Below are 20,249 nucleotides of genomic sequence, written 5' to 3'. Positions count from 1 at the left end.
GGTAGCTAGATAGGGGCTAGCTAGGTCAGCGACCGCGCGCCCCGGCAACCTGGAGGAAGTCATGGCAGACAGGACAACTACTTCCCAAGGCGCGGGAAACGCTCCTACCGCCAACGGTCCGGGCGAGATTCGCAACGTGGTTCTGGTGGGACCGTCCGGCGGCGGCAAGACCACGCTCGTCGAAGCGCTGTTGGTCGCCGCCGGCGTGCTGACGCGAAGCGGCTCGGTGGCGGACGGCAGCACGGTCTGCGACTACGACGAGGCCGAGATCCGTCAACAACGATCGGTGGGCCTCGCGGTGGCCTCCCTGTCGCACGACGGCGTCAAGGTCAACCTGATCGACACGCCCGGCTACGCCGACTTCGTCGGGGAGCTGCGGGCCGGGCTGCGGGCCGCCGATTGCGCGCTGTTCGTGATCGCGGCCAACGAAGGCGTCGACGAGCCCACCAAATCGCTGTGGCAGGAGTGCAACCAGGTCGGCATGCCCCGGGCCGTGGTGATCACCAAGCTCGACCACACCCGCGCGAATTATTCCGAGGCGCTGGCCGCGGCGCAGAATGCGTTCGGCGACAAGGTTTTACCGTTGTACCTGCCGACCGGGCTGCCCTCCTGCCGCGGGCTGATCGGTCTGCTGTCACAGGCGCGCTACGAGTACGCCGACGGCAAGCGCAGCGTGCAGGCGCCGGACCCGTCGGACGCCGCGCAGATCGAGGAAGCGCGCGGGGCCCTGATCGAAGGGATCATCGAGGAGTCCGAGGACGAGTCGCTGATGGAGCGGTATCTGGGCGGTGAGTCCATCGACGAAGCCGTCCTCATCGCCGACCTGGAGCGGGCCGTCGCCCGGGGGTCGTTCTTCCCGGTGATCCCGGTGTGCAGCACCACGGGCGTGGGCACCTACGAGTTGCTGGAGGTCGCCACCCGCGGGTTCCCGTCGCCGATGGAACACCCGCTGCCGGAGGTCTTCACGCAAGTCGGGGCGCCGCGCGCCGGCCTGACGTGCGACACCGACGCGCCGTTGCTCGCGGAGGTGGTGAAGACGACGTCGGACCCCTACGTCGGCAGGGTCAGCCTGGTCCGGGTGTTCTCCGGGACCATCAGGCCCGACACCACGATTCACGTGTCGGGCCATTTTGCGTCGTTCTTCGGCACGTCTAATGGAAACGGGCATGCGCACCCCGATCACGACGAGGACGAGCGCGTCGGCGTCCTGTCCTTCCCGCTGGGCAAGCAGCAGCGCCCGGCCGCGGCCGTGGTGGCCGGTGACATCTGCGCGATCGGCAAGCTGAGCCGCGCCGAGACCGGCGACACCCTCTCGGACAAGTCGGAGCCGCTGGTGCTGAAGCCCTGGACCATGCCCGAACCCCTGCTGCCGGTCGCGATCGCTGCCCACGCCAAGACCGACGAGGACAAGCTGTCGGTGGGGCTGGGCCGGTTGGCCGCTGAGGACCCGACGCTGCGGATCGAGCAGAACCAGGAAACCCACCAGGTCGTGCTGTGGTGCATGGGTGAGTCCCACGCCGGGGTGGTGCTCGACGCGCTGGCCAACCGGTACGGCGTCACCGTGGACACCGTGGAGCTGCGCGTCCCGCTGCGAGAAACCTTCAGCGGCAAGGCGAAAGGCCATGGCCGTCACGTCAAGCAGTCCGGCGGTCACGGCCAGTACGCGGTGTGCGACATCGAGGTGGAGCCGCTGCCGGAGGGCTCGGGCTTCGAGTTCGTGGACAAGGTGGTCGGCGGGGCGGTGCCGCGTCAGTTCATTCCGAGCGTCGAGAAGGGTGTGCGCGCCCAGATGGAGAAGGGCGTGCACGCGGGCTACCCGGTGGTCGACATCCGCGTCACCCTGCTCGACGGCAAGGCGCACAGCGTCGACTCGTCGGACTTCGCGTTCCAGATGGCCGGCTCGCTGGCGCTGCGGGAGGCCGCGGCCGCGACGAAGGTGGCGCTGCTCGAGCCGATCGACGAGATCTCGGTGCTGGTGCCCGACGATTTCGTCGGCGCGGTGATGGGCGATTTGTCCAGCCGGCGCGGCCGAGTCCTCGGGTCCGACACCGCGGGCAACGAACGCACCGTGGTCAAGGCCGAGGTGCCCCAGGTGGAGCTGACCCGCTACGCCATCGACCTGCGGTCACTGGCGCACGGCGCCGCCTCGTTCACCCGGTCGTTCGCCCGCTACGAGCCGATGCCGGAATCGGCCGCGGCGCGGGTCAACGCCGGCGTCTGAGCGTTCAGGCCCCGCGAGCGAACCGTTCGGCGACGGCGCGCCGGTCCAGCGAGCCTTTGGCGGTGTGCGGCAACTCCGCCGCCTGCTGGAAGTCGGTCGGCACCTCGAAGGGGGCCAACCGGTCACGGCAGAACGACGCCAGCTCGTCGGCCGTCGGCGCGGCGGATCCGCGCGCGACGATCACCGCGGCCACGGTCTCGCCGTACAGCGTGTCCGGCTTGCCGAACACGGCCACCTCCAGCACGCCGGGGTGGCTGGCCAGCACCGCCTCGACCCGCTCCGGCGAGATCTTCTCCCCGCCGCGGTTGATGAGTTCCTTGATGCGGCCGCGGATCACGAGGTCGCCGGCCGGCGACAGGGTGCCCAGATCGCCGGTGTGCAGCCACCCCTGGGTGAAGTTGGCGTCGGTGATCGACGGGTCGCCGAGGTAGCCCCGCACCACGGTGGGGCCGTGCAGCCAGACCTCGCCGACGGTCTCGGCGGGCAGCGACTGACCGTCGGGTCCGACGATCCGGATCTGCGGTCCGGTCGAGCGCCCGACGAGACCCGGTGTGGCGCCCGGGTTTTCGCTGTGCCCGGCGCCTTCGACTGCGGTGGTGGCCACCTGGTGGGTCGCCTCGGTCATCCCGAATGCGCACACCACCGGGGCCGAGAACGTGTCCTGCAGGGCCTGCGCCGTCTCGGCGGTCAGCGGCGCGCTGCAGCTGCGGATGAACCGCAGGCCGCCGGCGCCGGCGGGCCGCTCGGTGCGGGCGCGTTCCAACAGGATTTGATGGATCGTCGGGACGGCCGTGTACCAGGTGGCCCGGACCGCCTCGATGTCGTCCCAGAAGGTGTGCGCCGAGAATCGCCCACCCGCGGGCAGTAACACCGTTCCCCCGGACGCCAGGGTCGCCAGCAGGGCGGCGAGCAGGCCGTGCCCGTGGTAGAGCGGCATCACCGCGACGGTCGAATCCCGTTCCCCCAGGGCGTATCCGGCGACGATGGCCGCGACCGAGCCGGCGATGTTGTGGCGCGTCCAGGGCACCATTTTGGGCATGCCGGTGGTGCCGCCGGTGAACATGATCATGGCGTCGTCGTCGCGCAGGCCCTGCGGCGTCGACACGTCGCGCTGCGGTGCGGCGCTGACCGTCAGGGTGACGGCCGGGGCGGCGCCGTCGGGTCCGGCGCTCACCGCGATGGGCCAGGCCGGCGGTGTCGCCCCGGCGGTCTCGTCATCGCCGAGCCGGTCGACGAGCACCGCCCGCGCGCCCACCGCCTCGCTGCGGGCGCGCTGCTCGGTGCCCGGCAGCGCCGGATCGAGCGGAACCGCAACGAGATCCGCCCGGGACGCGGCGAGCAGCCCGACGACGAATTCGGCGTTGCTGCCGGCGCGCAGCGCGACCCGGTCGCCCGGGACCAGGCCGCCGGCCGCCAGTTGTGCGGCCAGATCGTCGACCAGTCGGGTCAAGTCGTGGTAGCTGACCGGGACGCGTTCGGCGGTGACGACCAGCGCGCACGCCTGCGGCGCCCGCCGCGCCGCCGCCTCGACCAGGTCGGCGATGCGCGGGCCGGTGGACGCCGTGACCTCGCCGCCGGTTGTCGAATCGGATCCCATCACCGCGCTCCTTCCCCTCTGTTGCCGTCCTTGTGCCGTCGATGCCACCCTGCCGGGCGGGCTCGCGGCGCGTCCAATACCGATCCGCTTACGACCGATAACCGTCGGCTATCGAAGCGCAACGCCGCCCCTCTGAGCTGTGGCGATAGACGCCGTCGATCATCGGATAGCGGCTTCGACTTGGACACGCGCCGGGGGCCGGGGTCACAGTGATGGCTAGTCATTACCGCCCGCGCACCGAGGAGTCGCCCATGTCCACCGTTTCGGCGTCGGGAAGCGACGCGCGGGGGTCGACCCGCGTGATCGACGGCTTCCACCTCGTGGTGGACGCGCTCATGGCCAACGACGTCGAAACCATCTACGGCCTCGTCGGCATCCCGATAACCGACCTCGCCCGGACCGCGCAGGCGGCGGGCATCCGCTACATCGGCTTTCGGCAGGAAGCCTCGGCCGGCAACGCCGCGGCGGCCGCCGGATTCCTCACCCGCCGCCCCGGCGTGTGTCTCACGACATCCGGGCCCGGTTTCCTCAACGCTCTGCCCGCGCTGGCGAACGCCACGACGAACTGCTTCCCGATGATCCAGATCTCCGGCTCGAGCAATCGGGCGCTGGTCGACCTGCAACGCGGTGACTACCAGGACCTCGACCAGCTCAACGCCGCACGGCCGTTCGCGAAGGCGGCCTTTCGGGTCAACCGGATCGAGGACATCGGTCGCGGCGTCGCGCGCGCGATTCGCACCGCGGTCTCCGGGCGTCCCGGCGGCGTCTACCTCGACATCCCGGGCGACGTCCTGGGCCAGGCCCTGGAGGCCTCGGCCGCCGCCGGCACGATATGGCGGGTCGTCGACCCCGCTCCCCGTCAACTGCCCGCTCCCGACGCGGTCGACCGCGCGCTGGAAGTCCTGGCCCGGGCGCGGCGGCCGCTGATCGTGCTCGGCAAGGGCGCGGCGTACGCCCAGGCGGACAACGAGATTCGACGATTCGTCGAAGCCACCGGCATCCCATTCCTGCCGATGTCGATGGCCAAGGGGCTGCTCCCCGATTCGCACCCGCAGTCCGCGGCCACCGCACGGTCGCTGGCGATCTCACGGGCCGACGCCGTCCTGCTGATCGGCGCGCGGCTGAATTGGCTTCTGGGCCATGGGGAGTCGCCGCAATGGTCCGCCGACACCCAATTCGTGCAGGTCGACATCGCGGCGAGCGAATTCGACAGCAACCAGCCGATCGCCGCGCCGTTGGCCGGCGACATCGGCTCGGCGATGTCCGCGCTGTGTGACGCCGTGACCGCCCGCCCGTTCGCCGCGCCAACGGAATGGGCGACCGAGCTGGCCGACCGCAAGGCGCGCAATGACGCCAAGATGCGCGAGCGCCTCGCCGACGACCCGCACCCCATGCGGTTCTACAACGCCCTCGGCGCGATTCGCGCTGTGCTGCAGGACAACCGGGACGTGTACGTCGTCAACGAGGGCGCCAACGCGCTCGACCTGGCGCGCAACGTCATCGACATGGAGTTGCCGCGGCACCGGCTCGACACCGGAACCTGGGGCGTCATGGGGATCGGCATGGGCTACGCGATCGCGGCCGCCGTCGAGACCGGCGGGCCGGTCGTCGCGATCGAGGGTGACAGCGCGTTCGGCTTCAGCGGGATGGAGATCGAGACCATCTGCCGCTACCGGCTGCCGGTGACCGTCGTCATCCTCAACAACGGCGGCGTCTATCGGGGGGACGAGACCGCGGCACACCCGTCGGACCCGGCCCCCACCGTGCTGAACGCCCGGGCGCGCCACGAGCTGATCGCAGAGGCGTTCGGCGGCAAGGGTTATCACGTCGCCACACCCGATGAGCTGCGCGCGGCGCTGACCGAGGCGATCGGCTCCGGGGCGCCCTCGGTCATCGACTGCGAGCTCGATCCGGCCGCCGGGGTGGAAAGCGGTCATCTGGCCGGCCTGAACCCGGCTCGCGCGGCGGCGGTCAGCGGCGGCGGGTGACGCCCAGGAGTTGGGCGTCGAAAAACTCGTTCAGCGCCAGGCCCGCGGCCGACGCCGCCAGCGCACGCGCGATCGGCGAACCGGGTCCGCTCGCGTTGGTCGCCAACACGACGTCGGCCTTGAGCACCGGATCGAGCATCTCCACCGCCCGGACCTCCGGGCCCAGCGGGGAGGTCCACAGCCACGTGTGCGGCACGATGGAAGCCCACTTTCCGGCGGACGCCTGAGCGAATAGCGAAGCGACGGAGTCGGTTTCGACCTGCGGACTGACGGTGATGCCATGATCGTCGAACGCCTTGTCGATGATCTGACGGTCGCGCATGTCCGGGGTGAGCAACGCCAGCGGCAATTGCGCGGCCTGGGCCCAGGTCATCGTCGCCGCCCCGGATCCCAACATCTCCGCGGGCGACAGCAGCACGTAGCGCTCCTGGTATAGCGGGACCAGGTTCACGTCCGCCTCGTCGGGTGCCGCGTGCACGATCGCGGCGTCGAGCTCGAACTCGCGCAGGCGTCGGTACAGTTCGGTCGCCGCCAGCCGGGACAGGATCTGCACCTTCACCAGTGGGTGCGCCGAGCAGAACGCCGAGAGCACCAACGACGCGGTCGTCGATGCGGTCGGCACGGTGCCCAGCCGCAGCGTCCCCGTGATGCCGGAACGGACGGCGTCGACCTCGGCCTTGAAGGCGTCGTGCTCGGCGAGAATCCGCCTGGCCCACACCACCAACCGCTCGCCTTCGGGGGTGAGGCCCTCGAAGCTGTGGCCACGGTTGATCAGCGTGACGTTCAGCTCCCGCTCCAGCTTGGCGATCGCGGCAGACAGCGCCGGCTGGGATACGAAGCACTTCTCGGCGGCCCGGGCGAAGTGGCGCTCGGAGGCGACCGCAACGAAGTACTCCAGCTGGCGGAAGAGCACCGCACTCCTCGGGTTCCGGGCTCGGGCTTGGGCGCCGATCTCGCTGAGGCTAACGCGCGCCCGACGGGTGCGCCAAGCCCGCGGCGGCACCTTCGACCACACCCGGGCACGATTTGGGGGCTGCGGCCGCGAAAATCGGTGTATCGGTGCCGTTTTCGAAGCGCGTGCCACCCGGGCTGCGCGCCGCCGACCCAATCGAACCCAATCGGCAGTCGAATCGTGACCGCAGCGGGTCCAGTGGGCTGTCATTGTTTGCTGAAACCGGTGATTCGTGGGTAACCCGTAGAATGACCGTGTGTTGATCGCACCATCTCGAAGGGTGGACGCTATGCGTCGAGGTGTTCGTTATCTATTTGTTATGGTCGCGATCACGGTCATGGGCCTGGTGGGATCGGCGGCCCGTGGCAGCGCCGCCGTGCCCACGCCGCACGCCGCACCCGAGGTCGCCTCGATTTTGCCCGCCGACGGCGCCGTGGTCGGCGTGGCGCACCCCGTCGTGGTGACGTTCACCGCACCGGTGGCCGATCGGGCCGCCGTCGAGCGGTCGATTCGTGTGACGTCGCCGGGCGGCACGCCGGGGCACTTCGAGTGGGTTCACAACACGGTGGTGCAGTGGGTCCCCGACCAGTACTGGGCCCCCCACACGCACGTTTCGGTCGGTGTGCAGGCGCTGACGACCGGCTTCGACACCGGCGAAGCGCTGCTCGGTGTCGCCAGCATCTCCAAGCACACCTTCACCGTCAGCAGGGACGGAGAGGTGCTGCGCACCATGCCCGCGTCGATGGGCAAGCCCAGCAGGCCCACGCCGATGGGCAGCTTCACCGCGCTGGAGAAGCAGCGCACCGTGGTGATGGACTCGCGCACGATCGGCATCCCGCTCAGCTCCCCCGAGGGCTACAAGATCACCGCGCAGTACGCCGTCCGGGTCACCTGGAGCGGCGTGTACGTCCACTCGGCCCCGTGGTCGGTCGATTCCCAGGGCTACGCCAACGTCAGCCACGGGTGCATCAACCTCAGCCCCGACAACGCCGCCTGGTACTTCAACCAGGTCAACGTCGGCGACCCCATCCAGGTCGTGGCCTGAGCGTCACCCGCAGTCCCCGGCGTGTGACCGTCGTCACACGCGCCGACAGGAAGACCCGCCCGCGGCGATGAGTTCTCGTTGGAGCGAGGCAGTTGAACGAGAGGCGGGCCATGACCGGCGATGTGAAGCGCACGAAAGTTAGCTCTAGAGGCCCGGCGCGCGAGCGGGTCGCCGCCCGCATCCGCGAGTTGGCCGCGACCGACGAACAGTTCCGCAACGCCCAACCCGATCTGTCGCTGCAGCAGGCGGCGCGCCAACCGGGCCTGCGCCTGCCCCAGATTCTGGAGCTGTTCGTCGAGGGCTACGCCGATCGGCCCGCGGTGGGCTGGCGGGCCAAGACACTGAGCACCGACCCCGCGACCGGGCGTACCACCACGCGACTGCTCCCCCGCTTCGACACCATGACCTACCGCGAGCTGTGGGCCGATGTGCGCGCGATCGCCGCCGCGTGGCGGCACGACGCCGCGAACCCCGTGTCGCCCGGGGACTTCGTCGCGACGGTCGGTTTCGCCAGCGCCGAATATCTGACACTCGACCTGGTCTGCGGCTACCTCGGGCTGGTTGCCGTTCCGCTGCAACACAATACGACCCCCTCACGGCTGCGACCGATCGTCGACGAGGTCGAGCCGTCGATACTGGCCGCCGGCGTCGGTTATCTCGACCTCGCGGTCGAGGCGGCGTCGGGCAGCTCGTCGTTGCGGCGGCTCGTGGTCTTCGATTACCAGCCCGAGGTCGACGAGCAACGCGAGGCGCTGCAGCGCGCCCAGGCGACGCTGGCGGCCGCCGGCGCGGCGGTGACCATCGAGACCCTCGACGAAATCATCGAACGCGGACGCGCCCTGCCGCCCGAGCCCATGTACACCGGTGATACCGATCAGCGGCTGGCGATGATCATGTACACCTCGGGCAGCACCGGATTACCCAAGGGCGCCATGTACACCGAGCAGATGCTGGCCAAGGTGTGGACCAACGAGCTGATGCCCGACTTCGCGGACACACCCGTGTTCAACGTCAACTTCATGCCGCTGAATCACCTCGGTGGCCGGATACCGCTGTCAACCGCGTTCCAGGCCGGCGGCACCAGCTACTTCGTGCCGGAAAGCGACCTGTCCACGTTGTTCGACGACTGGAACCTGGTGCGCCCCACCGAGATGGGCCTGGTACCCCGGGTGGCGGAAATGCTCTACCAGCGCTACCAGAGCGCCGTCGACCGACTCGTGGCTTCGGGCGCCGACGCCGGCTCCGCCGAGGCCCGGGCGCGGGCCGAGCTGCGTGAGCAGGTCCTCGGCGGGCGCATCGTGACCGCCTTCTGCGGGACGGCGCCGCTGGCCGCGGAGATGCGGGCCTTCGTCGAAACCTGTTTGGACGTCCACGTTCTCGACGGCTACGGGCTGACCGAGGTCGGCATGGTGACCAAGGACGGGCGCATGACCCGTCCCCCGGTGCTCGACTACAAGCTCATCGACGTTCCCGAACTCGGCTATTTCCACACCGACAAGCCTTATCCGCGTGGCGAATTGCTGGTGAAGTCGCTGACCGCGACGCCGGGCTACTTCAAACGACCGGACGTCACCGCCAACGCGTTCGATCCCGACGGCTACTACCGGACCGGCGACGTGATGGCCGAGCTCGAGCCGGACCGGCTGGCCTACGTCGACCGCCGCAACAACGTGTTGAAGTTGGCGCAGGGCGAGTTCGTCGCCGTCGCCCGCCTGGAGGCCGTCTTCGCCAGCGCGCCGCTGATCCGCCAGATCTTCGTATACGGCAACAGCGAACGCCCCTATCTGCTGGCCGTCGTCGTGCCGACGGCCGACGCCGCGGAGCGATTCACCGAAGATCCCGAGGGCCTCAAGGCCGCCGTCGCCGAATCCCTGCGCCAGTCGGCGCAACTCGCCGAACTGCAGTCCTACGAGGTGCCCGTCGACTTCATCGTCGAAACCGAGCCGTTCAGCGAGGACAACGGCCTGCTCTCGGGCGTGGGCAAGCTGCTGCGGCCGAAGCTCAAGGAGCGCTACGCCGACCGGCTCGAACAGCTCTACGCCGAGCTGGCCGAAAACCGCGTGACCGAGTTGCGTGCGCTGCGCGAGGGGGCGGACAAACACCCCGTCGTCTTCACCCTCACCCGGGCCGCCGAGGCGCTACTGGGTGTGGCCGGCGGCCCGCTCGCCCCCGACGCACTCTTCATCGAACTCGGCGGCGATTCCCTGTCGGCGCTGACCTTCTCCAACCTGCTGCGCGACATCTTCGACGTCGACGTGCCGGTGGGAATGATCACCGGGCCCGCCACCGACCTGGGCCAGCTCGCGGAATACGTTGAATCCGAACGCAAATCGGGATCGCGGCGGCCCACATTCGCGACTGTGCACGGACGCGACGCCGCCGAGGTCCGCGCCGCGGAGCTCACCCTCGACAAGTTCATCGACGCGACGACCTTGGCCGCCGCACCGAACCTGCCGCGCGCGACCGGCACACCCCACACGGTCCTGCTGACCGGCGCCAACGGCTACCTCGGCCGCTTCCTGGCCCTCGAATGGCTCGAGCGCCTCGCCGAGACCGGCGGGAAGCTCGTCTCCATCGTCCGCGCGACGGACACCGCGACGGCCGGCAAACGGCTGGAGGCCGTTTTCGACAGCGGGGATCCGCAGTTGCTGGAGCGGTTCCGGACGCTGGCCGCCGAGCACCTGGAAGTCATCGTCGGCGACATCGGTGAGCCCAATCTCGGCCTGGACCAATCGACTTGGCAGCGCCTGGCCCAGAGCGTGGATCTGATCGTCCACCCGGCCGCGCTGGTCAACCACGTGCTGCCGTACGACCAACTGTTCGGCCCGAACGTCGTCGGCACCGCCGAGTTGATCCGCCTGGCGATCACGACGCGCATCAAGCCCGTCACCTATCTGTCGACCGTCGCCGTGGCGATGACGGTCGATCCCGGCGAGTTCGCCGAAGACGGCGACATCCGCGCGGTCAGCGCGGTACGCCCGATCGACGACAGCTATGCGAACGGGTACGCGAACAGCAAGTGGGCCGGTGAGGTGTTGCTGCGTGAGGCGCACGACCTGTGCGGGTTGCCGGTCGCCGTCTTCCGCTCCGACATGATCCTCGCGCACAGCCGGTATGCCGGGCAGCTGAACGTGCCAGATGCCTTCACCCGCTTGATGTTCAGCCTGCTGACCACCGGCATCGCGCCGACCACGTTCTACCGGACCGACGAACACGGAAACCGAGCCGTGGCCCACTACGACGGGCTGCCCGCCGACTTCGTGGCCGAAGCGGTCACCACGCTCGGCGAACAGATGGCGGCCGAGGAATCCGGCGAGTACCGCTCCTATGACGTGATGAACCCACACGACGACGGCGTCTCCCTGGACGTGTTCGTCGACTGGCTGATCGCCGCCGGACACGACATCCGGCGCATCGAGGACTATGACGAATGGCTGGGCCGCTTCACCACGGCGCTTCGCGCGTTACCGGACAAGCAGCGCCAGCATTCGGTGTTGCCGTTGCTGGACGCCTACCGGGAACCCGCGACGCCACTGCGGGGAGCGCCGGCCCCCACCGACGTCTTCCGCCACGCGGTGCGGACGGCCAAAATCGGTGCGGACGAGGACATTCCGCACCTGTCGGCGGCGTTGATCGACAAGTACGTCGCCGACCTACGCCTGCTGGGCTTGGTGTAGCCCCGTGCGGTGCTAGCCGGGCAGTCCCCGCTTGATCGCATCGTCTTGCTTGCGCGCGATGTCGACGGTCACTGCCGGGTCGAACGGGTCGTCGGGTGCGCTGTCGAATTCCAGGGTGACGAGCGCCTTGCCTTCGGTGAACAGCAGGACCGTCATGGCTTGGGAGTTATCGGGCGAGGCACCCGAAATCGCCGACCCGTTGGCGCCCACGGCGAGCGGCCGCCAGTCGCCGACCACCTTGCCCGCGTATTCGGCTCTGCTGCCGGCGAGTTCGGCCGCGGCGGCCGACGGGTCGGCGGTCACCACGATGGTGTCCCACAGCCGGCGGCCGCTGTCGGCGTTGGCGAACAGCTGCGCGACCCCCGGCGCGTTGTTGGGGTTGAGCATCGGCGACTGGGGTGCGGTGAGACCCCCGCCCACGTCGCCCGGCTTGATCAGCAGATAGCCGTAATCGGTGGGTTGCCCCGGCGGCGGCCCGGTGACCGCGCCCGAGTCGGTCGGGGATGCGGACGGGCCCGACTCCGCCGCCGACGGCGGCGGGGGCTTGTCGGAGCCGCCGCAGCCCGTGCTCGCGGCGCCGACCGCGACGATCGCGGCCGCGTGCCACACGACCCGGCCGGCGATACCGATCCGAGGAGCCCCCACGCATGTTCCTTCCACGCGTCATCCGTGCCCGAGTTGCTACGAACATATGCCCAACGGGCCGCCGGTGGGTAGCTCTTTGCGTGCCTATGCTGGCGTGGGTGGGGGCATCGTCGCGGTGAGGAGATCGGCATGACCGCTGCAGCGGCGCGCGCCGTACGGTTCGACCGGTACGGGGGGCGTGAGGTGTTGTACGTGGCGGACATCGACATGCCCACGCCCGGGCCGGGCGAGGTTGTCGTCGAGGTCCGCGCGGCCGGAATCAATCCCGGCGAGGCTGGCATCCGGGTCGGGGCGATGCACGAGAGGTTCCCGGCCACCTTTCCCTCCGGGGAGGGCAGCGACCTCGCCGGTGTCGTGACCGCGGTGGCGCCCGGGGTCACCGAATTTGCGGTCGGCGACGAGGTTTTGGGATTCAGCCTGCGCCGGTCCAGCCACGCGACCCACGCCGCCGTGCCGGTGGGTCAACTGATTCGTAAGCCCGCCCAACTCGGTTGGGAGACGGCGGGTTCGCTCTACGTGGCCGGCGTGACCGCGTACGCGGCCGTGCGCGCGGTGGCGCCGCAGGCCGGTGAGACGGTCGCCGTGTCGGCGGCCGCGGGCGGGGTGGGCAGCCTGGTGGTGCAACTTCTGGCGCTGCGCGGGGCGCGCGTGCTGGGCATCGCGGGCCCCGGCAACGCCGACTGGCTGCGCGCGCATGGCGTCGTCCCGATCGCCTACGGTGACGGGCTCGCCGGGCGATTGCGCGACGCGGCGCCCGACGGCATCGACGCGTTCATCGACTTGTTCGGCCCGGACTACGTCCAGCTCGCGGTGGACCTCGGCGTCGCGCCGGAGCGGATCAACACCATCATCGCCTTCCAGAAGGCCGGCGAGGTGGGCGCCAAGACCGAGGGCAGCATGGACGCCTCGACACCCGAGGTGCTCGCCGAGATGGCCGGCCTGATCGCCTCCGGCGCCGTCGACTTCGACATCGCCGCGACCTATCCGCTGGACCGGGTCGCCGACGCCTTCGCCGAACTCGAGCGACGGCACACCCACGGGAAAATCGTTCTGCTGCCTACCGACTCACAATGACGAGACCGGCCCGACGACCCCTGCCTGCACGATTTTGATGATGACGAACGCGACGGCGACCACGAGGTAGCCGCGCAGGGTGAACAACCCCGCCCGGCGCATCGGCGACATCGCGGGCCGGTCGAGCAGGGCCAGGTTCGGGGTGACCCAGCCGGCCCGGTCCTGGCGGCGCACGGCCCGCCGTTCGGCACGGGTGAGCGATGCGGCGTCGTCGAGTTCGTCGACCTGCTCCGGGTCCAGCCCGCCTCCGAGCGTGCGCACGATGGCTTCCGCCTCGGCCAGGCTGCGATGCCTGCGGCCGACGACGACCATCACCGCGCCGCCGGCGATGCCGACCGCGGCGCCGGCGGCGAGCCCGGTCTCTATGGTGGCGGTGGACAGGTCCGGGAAGAAGGTCGTCGCCGTCAACGCCAGGGACAACAGCACCAGACACCACACGATGCTCCACGCAACGATGTTCTGCCGCACCGTGTTCACCCACGGTCCCAACACCGCGCGGTCGTTGCACAGCAACACCAGAAACACGGTGGCCGAGGGAAGCAGCACGCCGGCGAGCGCCTGCACGCCCTGGGTCACCAGGCCGAGGACGTGGTCGGGGCTGAAGGACACCGCGGCCGACACCGCAAGCAGCACCGCGTAGCCGCCGTAGAACACCGGCGCCTCGCCGATCTTCCAGTGCAACGAGTGCCGCTTGCCCAGGGCGTCGCCGACGGCATAGGTGGTCGCCAGGCCGACGGCGTTGGCGCCGATCAGCGACGCGTCCAGCAGGATGATCGCGAACAGCGCCCCCACCGTGCCGCCCAGATGCCGCGACAACCCCGCGGCGACCGCTCCGGCGTCGGTGAAGTGCCCGGCGTCGGCGGTGCCCGCCATCCCGAAGGCCGTCACCGCCATCAGCGCCGTCGCCCCGACCATGACCACGACGATTCCGATCACCAAATCGGCCCGGCCGTAAGGGATCCAGCGCGCGGTGATGCGCTTGTCCACCACGTTGGACTGCTGGAAGAACAGCTGCCACGGCGCGACCGTCGTCCCCACGATCGCGACCACCAGCAGCAGCACGGTCGAGTTCAGCCCGCCGGGGAACTGCGGGATCAGCCCGGCCGCAGTCGCTTTCGGGGCCGGATGCGCCAGCAGCACCATCGGGATGATCAGCACGTTCACCGCGATCAACAGGAACATCAACCGCTCCCAGCGGCGAAACGAACCCCCGGCCACGACGGCGAACAACAGCACCGCGGCCGCTGGGACGGCGACGAACTTCGGACAACCCAAGAACCCGAGAGCCATTGACACACCGATGAATTCGGTGACGATCGTCAACGCGTTCAAGATCAGCAGGTCGCCGACGCTGAAGGCGCCCCAGAACTTGCCGAACCGTTCGAAGATCAAGCGCGCGTGACCCACCCGGGCGACCGCGCCCAGCCGCAGCACCATTTCCTGGTTCACGTAGAGCACCGGGATCATCAGCACCAGCGTCCACAGCAGGCCCATCCCGTAGTCCTGGCCGGCCTGGGCGTAGGTCGCGACGCCACCGGCGTCGTTGTCGCCGACCATCACGATCAGGCCGGGACCGGTGATGACCGCCAGTGTCTTCAGCCGCCGCCAGCGGCCGGTCACGGTCCCGTCGATGCGCCCGATGCGACCGAACGCGCCGACGATGTCGCCGACGTGCGCGGTGTCGAGCACCGTCGACGCCGGCGCCTCGGCGCGCGGGTTCTCCGCGGCGGCGGCCGTGCGGCCCGAACCCAGGCCACGGCCGCCGCCGGTGTGGATCGACGTCATCTGGTCCTCGCTGTACGAATCGCTCTCACCACGGGTGAGGGCATGCGGATGCACTCGATGCGCGGGGCGAATCACCAGTGGTTGTCGGGGCGTCCCGACGCGTGCCCGCCCAGCGAGGCGGTGACCACCGCGATCGGCATCCGCGAGACGTACAGGTTGGCGCGCTCCTGCGGGGTCAGGTTGGTCCGCAGGTGCAGCTTGTCGGCCAGCAACCGGCCCGCGCGCAGCATCGACCGCCGGCGTCCCCGCGGAACGGCGGAAAAACGGTGCGTAACAACAAAAGCCATGATCTTCTCCTGCCAGGGGTCCGATCGGCATCGGCACTGTCCGTGGGACGTGTCAGCCGCGCAGGACCAAACGCAAGGTCAGGCGGCGGAAGGAATGCCGGAGCCGGATCGGGACAAAACGAATTTCGGATGCGGACTATCGCCGGGACTCATCTCGCCCTCACCTCCTCACGGCCGGGACACACGCGGGTGTCGTCACATTCACCTGAACGAGAGAGGCAGGAATGACCGACGGCACCAAAGCCGCCGGTCGCACCCCTCTCGTCGGAGCTTCGGCACTGCACGGCGTATCCGGAACGTTCCAGAAGCCACTTGGGCTCAACCCTTGGGTCCGGGAAGAGCTGTCCTGACCCGGGGCGTCTCTCGACGTTCGGGGTCAGTGGCCTGTATCCATGCAGACGCCTCACCTACCGAGGTGCTTGCGGAGTCCATAGTGGCACCGCGGCCCGGGCTCGTCAAACTCATTTGCGCTGAGCGTGGCGCCGTCGGCGGGCTCCCAGCGCCCACCCAGGCCTCACGTCGGGTTCGATTGCCCGGCTCCTCACTCGCGCCGTTCCGGCGCTCACCGTCGCCGGGCTAGGCTCGATTGCCCGGCTCCTCACTCGCGCCGTTCCGGCGCTCACCGTCGCCGGGCTACGCTCGGCGAGATGACCACAACGCTGCAGGATCCCCGGGTCGCATCGACGCTCGACCGCATGTACGCCGAGTCGAAGAACCAGATGTCGCTGTTGCGCGAGCGGCGTGGCACCTTCGATCAGCCGATGTCCGCCCAGGAGCGGGCCGACGCGATGAGCGAGTTCTACATCCCCGTGACGCCCGAAGCCGGCCGGCTGCTGTATTCGTTGGTCCGCGCCACCCGCCCGGCGACGGTCGTCGAATTCGGGATGTCGTTCGGCATTTCCGCCGTTCACCTGGCCGCCGCGGTGCGTGACAACGGGAGCGGCCGCGTCGTGACCACCGAGCTCAGCGCCGCCAAGATCGCGGCCGCGAAGAAGACGTTCGCCGAGACGGGCTTGGACGATGTGATCACGATCCTGGAGGGCGATGCGCTGAGCACGTTGGAAAGCGTGGACGGGGCGGTCGATTTTCTGCTGCTCGACGGTTGGAAAGATTTGTACCTGCCCGTGATCGAGCTGCTGGAGCCCCGGCTGTCCACGGGTGCGTTGGTCATCGCCGACAACGCCAGCTCGGCCGATATGGCCCCGTATCTCGACCGCGTGCGCGACCAGGCCAACGGCTACGTCAGCTTCAACTTCCAGGTCCGCGACAGCGACAGCATGGAGATCAGCTGCCGCACAGGCACTTAGCGGCTAGCGCAGCGACTCCTCGAGCCACGGCGTCAGCCACTTCACCCCTTCCGGGGTCAGGTGCACGCCGTCGCTGCGCACCTTGATGCCGTCGACCTTGGCGGTATAGACGCCGTCGGGGCACAGCTTCTTGTTCAGGTCGAGGATCGCGACGTTCGGGTGGTGGCTGACGGTCTTGCGCAGCATGGTGTTCCACAGGTTGACCCGGTCCGGCTGGTCCTCCGGATACAGCCGGCCGTCCGGCTTTTCACCGCCGCGGCTGTAGGGCACGGTCGCCACCACCACCCGCACACCGGTGGAGCCGGCGATGGTCAGCGCCCGCTCCAGCTCGCCGTTGAGGTAGGCGTCGAAGGTCGGGTCGCCGATGTGGGTCCACTGGCCCTCGTTGACGCGGTCCACGGTTTCCCAGCGGCCGATGATCAGCAGCGCGACGTCGGGTTGGTCCTGGGCGACCTGCCTGGCCCATCGGATCGGCCAGCCGTCGCACTCGGATCGCTGCTCGAGGGTTTGGCCCACATACCGGTACGGGGTGCCGCGCACCAGGCTGCATCCGATGACGGTGTGGTCGAGGAACGCGAATCCCGGCGTCGGCGGGAGGTAGTGCATCCACGTCCACCCGATCGAGTCCCCGAACACCGATACGGTGAACGGCCGGTTGGGATCCCGCGGCCTGCTTTCGCCGGGCGGCGACGGCGAGACGGCCGCGACCGCGGAGACTCCGGGCGGCAAGCCCGGCTCGCGCAGCCCCGGCCCGGTTCCCACCGGAACCACCAACAGCGTCACCGCCGCGGCGCTGGCGACGGTCGCCGCCGCCAGCGGTAGCAGTGGCACCCGCGCCGGCCGCCAGCGCCGGATGGGCTGCTCGAGCACCCAGTACGACGCCGCGGCCAACACCACCGTGGCGGCGCACCGCGCGGCGAACAGCGGCAGCCCGGACCACCCGGTGCGTTCGCCGTTGAGCGCCAAGAAGATCGGCCAGTGCCACAGGTACACGCCGTAGGAGATGGTGCCGAGCCACACCAGCGGCGGCAACGCGAGCGCGCGCGCGACGACGCCGCGCTGCTCCAGGGCGACCGGGGCGATGACGAACACGGCCGCGATCGCGACGCCGATCAGCAAGCCGTGGCGGAATTCGCCGCTGGCGCCGGTGGCGTAGTGGGTCGCGGCCGCCAGACCCGCCAAGCCCAGCAGCGGCAGAATCCGGGCGGCGCGCCGCCCCCACCGCGTGCGGATCATGCACCAGCCGCGGTTCATCGACGGCCAATCCCGCACCAGCAGGGCCGCTGCCGACGCGCCGACCAGGAGCGCCTGCGCGCGGGTGTCGGTGCCGAAATAGATCCGGTCGCGGGTGCCGTCGGACACCATGACGATGGCGAGCGCCGCGGACGCCAGGGCCCCCACGGTGGCGATGACGAACGTCGCGAAGCGCACGCCGCCGACGGTGGCCCGGGTGAAACGGCGCCTCGCGCGCGCCGCCAGCGCCAGCGTGACCGCGATCAGCAGCAGCGGCCAGACGAAGTAGTACTGCTCCTCCACGCCGAGCGACCAGGTGTGCTGCAGCGGCGACGGCGGTGCGCCCTGGGTGAAGTAGTCGGTCTTCTGGGCGACGAACCGCCAGTTCGCCAGCCACACGAACGCCGCGATGGCGTCGTCGCGCAGGCCGGTGAGCGACCGCTCGGGCAGCAGCTGCCGGGCCGCGGCCACGGTGAGCACCATCAACACCAGCGCCGGCAGGAGTCGCCGCGCGCGCCGGATCCAGAAGCCGGTGAGGTCGATGCGACCGGTGCGTCCCAGCTCGTCGAGCAGCAGCGAGGTGATGAGGAATCCGCTCAGGACGAAGAAGACGTCGACGCCGATGAATCCGCCGCTGACGCCGGGGATGCCGCCGTGCCCGATGAGCACCAGCGCAACGGCGATCGCGCGCAGGCCGTCGAGCGCCGGGATTCCGCTGCGCCCCTCCGGCCCGTCCCAGACCCCCAGCCGGCCGACCCGGCGCACGGGGGCGACCCATCGGGGCCGAGAACGACGAGCCGGTGCGGGGTGAGACCCGCCCGGCTCGATGCTCGCTGTCAGCGCGCCGTGACTACCATCCCGCCCGGCGCCATGGTTGATGCCGATACGTCGCTGCCCCTCCTCGTGAACGGAGCCAGCTTAAGGGCGGACGCGCGGGATCGCGTGGAGGACACGCAACGGTTTTCCGCTGCGCTGCGTTCGGATTTCGGGGTCGGGCGTCAGGCCTTGCCGGGCGCGTAGCCCAGGGTGCTCTTGACCTCCAGGTACTCGTGGAAGCCGAATTCGCTCCATTCGCGGCCGTTGCCGCTGCGCTTGTAGCCGCCGAACGGCGCGTTCATGTCGAACGCGTGATTGATCGTCACCCATCCCGCGCGGATCCGGCGGGCAACCTCGCGCGCCTTGTCGAGGTCGGCCCCGGAGACATAGCCGGCGAGGCCGTACTCGGTGTCGTTGGCGATCTCGACGGCCTGGTCGATGTCGTCGTAGCCGAGGATGCACAGCACCGGCCCGAAGATCTCCTCGCGCGCGATCGTCATGTCGTTGGTGACATGCGCGAAGACGGTCGGCTTGACGTAGTACCCCGTGTCCAGCCCCGCCGGTCGGCCCGGGCCGCCCGCGACCACGGTCGCGCCCTCGTCGATGCCCTGCTGGATCAGCCGCTGCACCTTCTCGAACTGCGTCCTCGACGCCACGGGCCCGATCGCCGTCGCGTCGTCGGCGCTGCCCACCTTGACCTGTTCGGCCACCTCGCGCGCGATCGTAATGGCCTCGGCCATCCGTGAATTCGGCACCAGCATGCGCGACGGCGCGTTACAGCTCTGCCCGGAGTTGGGCATCATGTTGGCCACGCCGGCGCGGACGCCGTCGGCGAAGCCGCCGTCGTCGAGGACGATGTTGGGGCTCTTGCCGCCGAGTTCCTGGGTCACTCGCTTCACCGTCGGGGCGGCGTTCTTGGCGACCTCGATGCCGGCGCGGGTGGACCCGGTGAACGACACCATGTCGATGTCGGGATGGCTCGCCAGCGCCGCGCCCACGCCCGCGCCGTCACCGTTGACCAGATTGAACACCCCGGCCGGCACGCCCGCGGCAGCCAGGATCTCGGCGAAGATGTACGGCGAATACGGCGCGACCTCAGAGGGTTTCAGGACGACGGTGCAGCCGGTGGCCAGCGCCGGATACACCTTGACAGCGACCTGGTTGATCGGCCAGTTCCACGGCGTGATCAAGCCGCAGACACCGATCGGCTCCTTGGCGATCAGGGTCTCCCCTTTGTGTTCGGAGAACGGGAAGTTCTTCAGCACGTCGATGGCCGTCGTGAGGTGGCCGATGCCGAGGAAGACCTGCGGGCCCGCGGCGAGCGAGGGCGGCGCGCCGATCTCCTCGGTGACCGCCTCGGCGAGATCGTCGGCCCGCTTCTGGTATTCGGCGAGGATGGACTGCAACAGGTCCAGGCGCTGTTCGCGGGTGCTCTGCGACCAGCCCGCGAAGGCGCGCCGGGCGGCCTGAACCGCCACGTCGACGTCGGCCGCCGACCCCAGCGAGATCTTTCCCGAAACCTGCTCGGTCGCCGGGTTTTCCACCTCGAAGGGGTTGGGCCGCACCGGGTCGGCCCATTGTCCGTCGATGTAGAACTTCAGGTATTCGCGCATAGCTAGCAC

The 20,249-nt window shown here is 69.7% G+C and carries 13 protein-coding genes and 1 riboswitch; of the genes, 6 read left to right on the top strand and 7 right to left on the bottom strand.

What is annotated here, in order from left to right; all coding sequences use genetic code 11:
* Window positions 1-61: 61 nt before the first annotated feature.
* Window positions 62-2,221 (top strand): elongation factor G-like protein EF-G2, encoded by a 2,160-nt coding sequence (locus tag QGN30_RS03210; protein WP_009956683.1) that lies wholly within the window; start codon window positions 62-64, stop codon window positions 2,219-2,221.
* A gap of 4 nt (window positions 2,222-2,225) precedes the next feature.
* Here the strand turns inward: QGN30_RS03210 and QGN30_RS03205 are convergent, their stop codons facing one another.
* Entirely contained in the window at window positions 2,226-3,818 is a 1,593-nt protein-coding gene (locus tag QGN30_RS03205; RefSeq protein WP_008262151.1) for a FadD7 family fatty acid--CoA ligase, read from the bottom strand.
* Window positions 3,819-4,069: 251 nt separating this feature from the next.
* Here QGN30_RS03205 and oxc point away from each other — a divergent pair, with 251 nt between their 5' ends.
* Window positions 4,070-5,806 (top strand): oxalyl-CoA decarboxylase, encoded by a 1,737-nt coding sequence (oxc, locus tag QGN30_RS03200; protein ID WP_009957107.1) that lies wholly within the window; start codon window positions 4,070-4,072, stop codon window positions 5,804-5,806.
* Here oxc and QGN30_RS03195 read toward each other — a convergent pair.
* Window positions 5,790-6,719, bottom strand: a complete 930-nt coding sequence (locus QGN30_RS03195; protein WP_038538163.1) for a LysR family transcriptional regulator — start codon at window positions 6,717-6,719, stop codon at window positions 5,790-5,792. The two genes, oxc and QGN30_RS03195, sit on opposite strands and share 17 nt — an antisense overlap.
* A gap of 328 nt (window positions 6,720-7,047) precedes the next feature.
* Here QGN30_RS03195 and QGN30_RS03190 point away from each other — a divergent pair, with 328 nt between their 5' ends.
* Both QGN30_RS03190 and car read left to right on the top strand, forming a co-directional pair.
* Window positions 7,048-7,803 (top strand): L,D-transpeptidase, encoded by a 756-nt coding sequence (locus QGN30_RS03190; RefSeq protein WP_038538166.1) that lies wholly within the window; start codon window positions 7,048-7,050, stop codon window positions 7,801-7,803.
* Between the two features lie 110 nt (window positions 7,804-7,913).
* Window positions 7,914-11,480: a carboxylic acid reductase gene (gene car / locus QGN30_RS03185; protein ID WP_248923285.1), complete on the top strand. Its 3,567-nt coding sequence runs from the start codon at window positions 7,914-7,916 to the stop codon at window positions 11,478-11,480.
* A 12-nt stretch (window positions 11,481-11,492) separates the two neighbouring features.
* Here the strand turns inward: car and QGN30_RS03180 are convergent, their stop codons facing one another.
* Window positions 11,493-12,125 carry a hypothetical protein gene (locus QGN30_RS03180; RefSeq protein ID WP_008262159.1) on the bottom strand — a complete coding sequence of 211 codons (633 nt, stop codon included), beginning with the start codon at window positions 12,123-12,125 and terminating at the stop codon, window positions 11,493-11,495.
* A 129-nt stretch (window positions 12,126-12,254) separates the two neighbouring features.
* Here QGN30_RS03180 and QGN30_RS03175 point away from each other — a divergent pair, with 129 nt between their 5' ends.
* Entirely contained in the window at window positions 12,255-13,199 is a 945-nt protein-coding gene (locus QGN30_RS03175; RefSeq protein WP_008262161.1) for an NADP-dependent oxidoreductase, read from the top strand.
* On the opposite strand, the gene QGN30_RS03170 is transcribed toward QGN30_RS03175, so the two are convergent.
* Window positions 13,191-14,984 (bottom strand): NRAMP family divalent metal transporter, encoded by a 1,794-nt coding sequence (locus QGN30_RS03170; RefSeq protein ID WP_225331189.1) that lies wholly within the window; start codon window positions 14,982-14,984, stop codon window positions 13,191-13,193. The genes QGN30_RS03175 and QGN30_RS03170 overlap by 9 nt on opposite strands.
* Before the next feature lie 71 nt (window positions 14,985-15,055).
* The gene (locus QGN30_RS03165) at window positions 15,056-15,271 is read right to left on the bottom strand and encodes a hypothetical protein (protein ID WP_131810750.1); all 216 of its coding nucleotides are present in this window, start codon (window positions 15,269-15,271) and stop codon (window positions 15,056-15,058) included.
* Window positions 15,272-15,520: 249 nt separating this feature from the next.
* Window positions 15,521-15,693: riboswitch (M-box (ykoK) riboswitch) on the bottom strand.
* A 225-nt stretch (window positions 15,694-15,918) separates the two neighbouring features.
* Between QGN30_RS03165 and QGN30_RS03160 the strand changes: the two genes are divergently transcribed.
* A complete protein-coding gene (locus QGN30_RS03160; protein WP_038538175.1) occupies window positions 15,919-16,578 on the top strand; it encodes an O-methyltransferase in 660 nt (219 codons plus the stop codon).
* A 3-nt stretch (window positions 16,579-16,581) separates the two neighbouring features.
* Here QGN30_RS03160 and QGN30_RS03155 read toward each other — a convergent pair whose 3' ends face one another.
* Window positions 16,582-18,576, bottom strand: coding sequence for an acyltransferase family protein (locus QGN30_RS03155; RefSeq protein WP_038538178.1), 1,995 nt, complete (start codon window positions 18,574-18,576; stop codon window positions 16,582-16,584).
* A 233-nt stretch (window positions 18,577-18,809) separates the two neighbouring features.
* Complete coding sequence (locus QGN30_RS03150) at window positions 18,810-20,240, bottom strand: aldehyde dehydrogenase family protein (RefSeq protein WP_038538181.1); 1,431 nt, start codon at window positions 20,238-20,240, stop codon at window positions 18,810-18,812.
* Between the last annotated feature and the right edge of the window lie 9 nt (window positions 20,241-20,249).

Source organism: Mycobacterium sp. 3-98, assembly GCF_035918355.1.
In the GTDB taxonomy this organism is placed as follows: domain Bacteria; phylum Actinomycetota; class Actinomycetes; order Mycobacteriales; family Mycobacteriaceae; genus Mycobacterium; species Mycobacterium intracellulare.
Note: the sequence above shows the minus strand (reverse complement) of the source record. Positions and strands in the feature narration are given on the sequence as shown.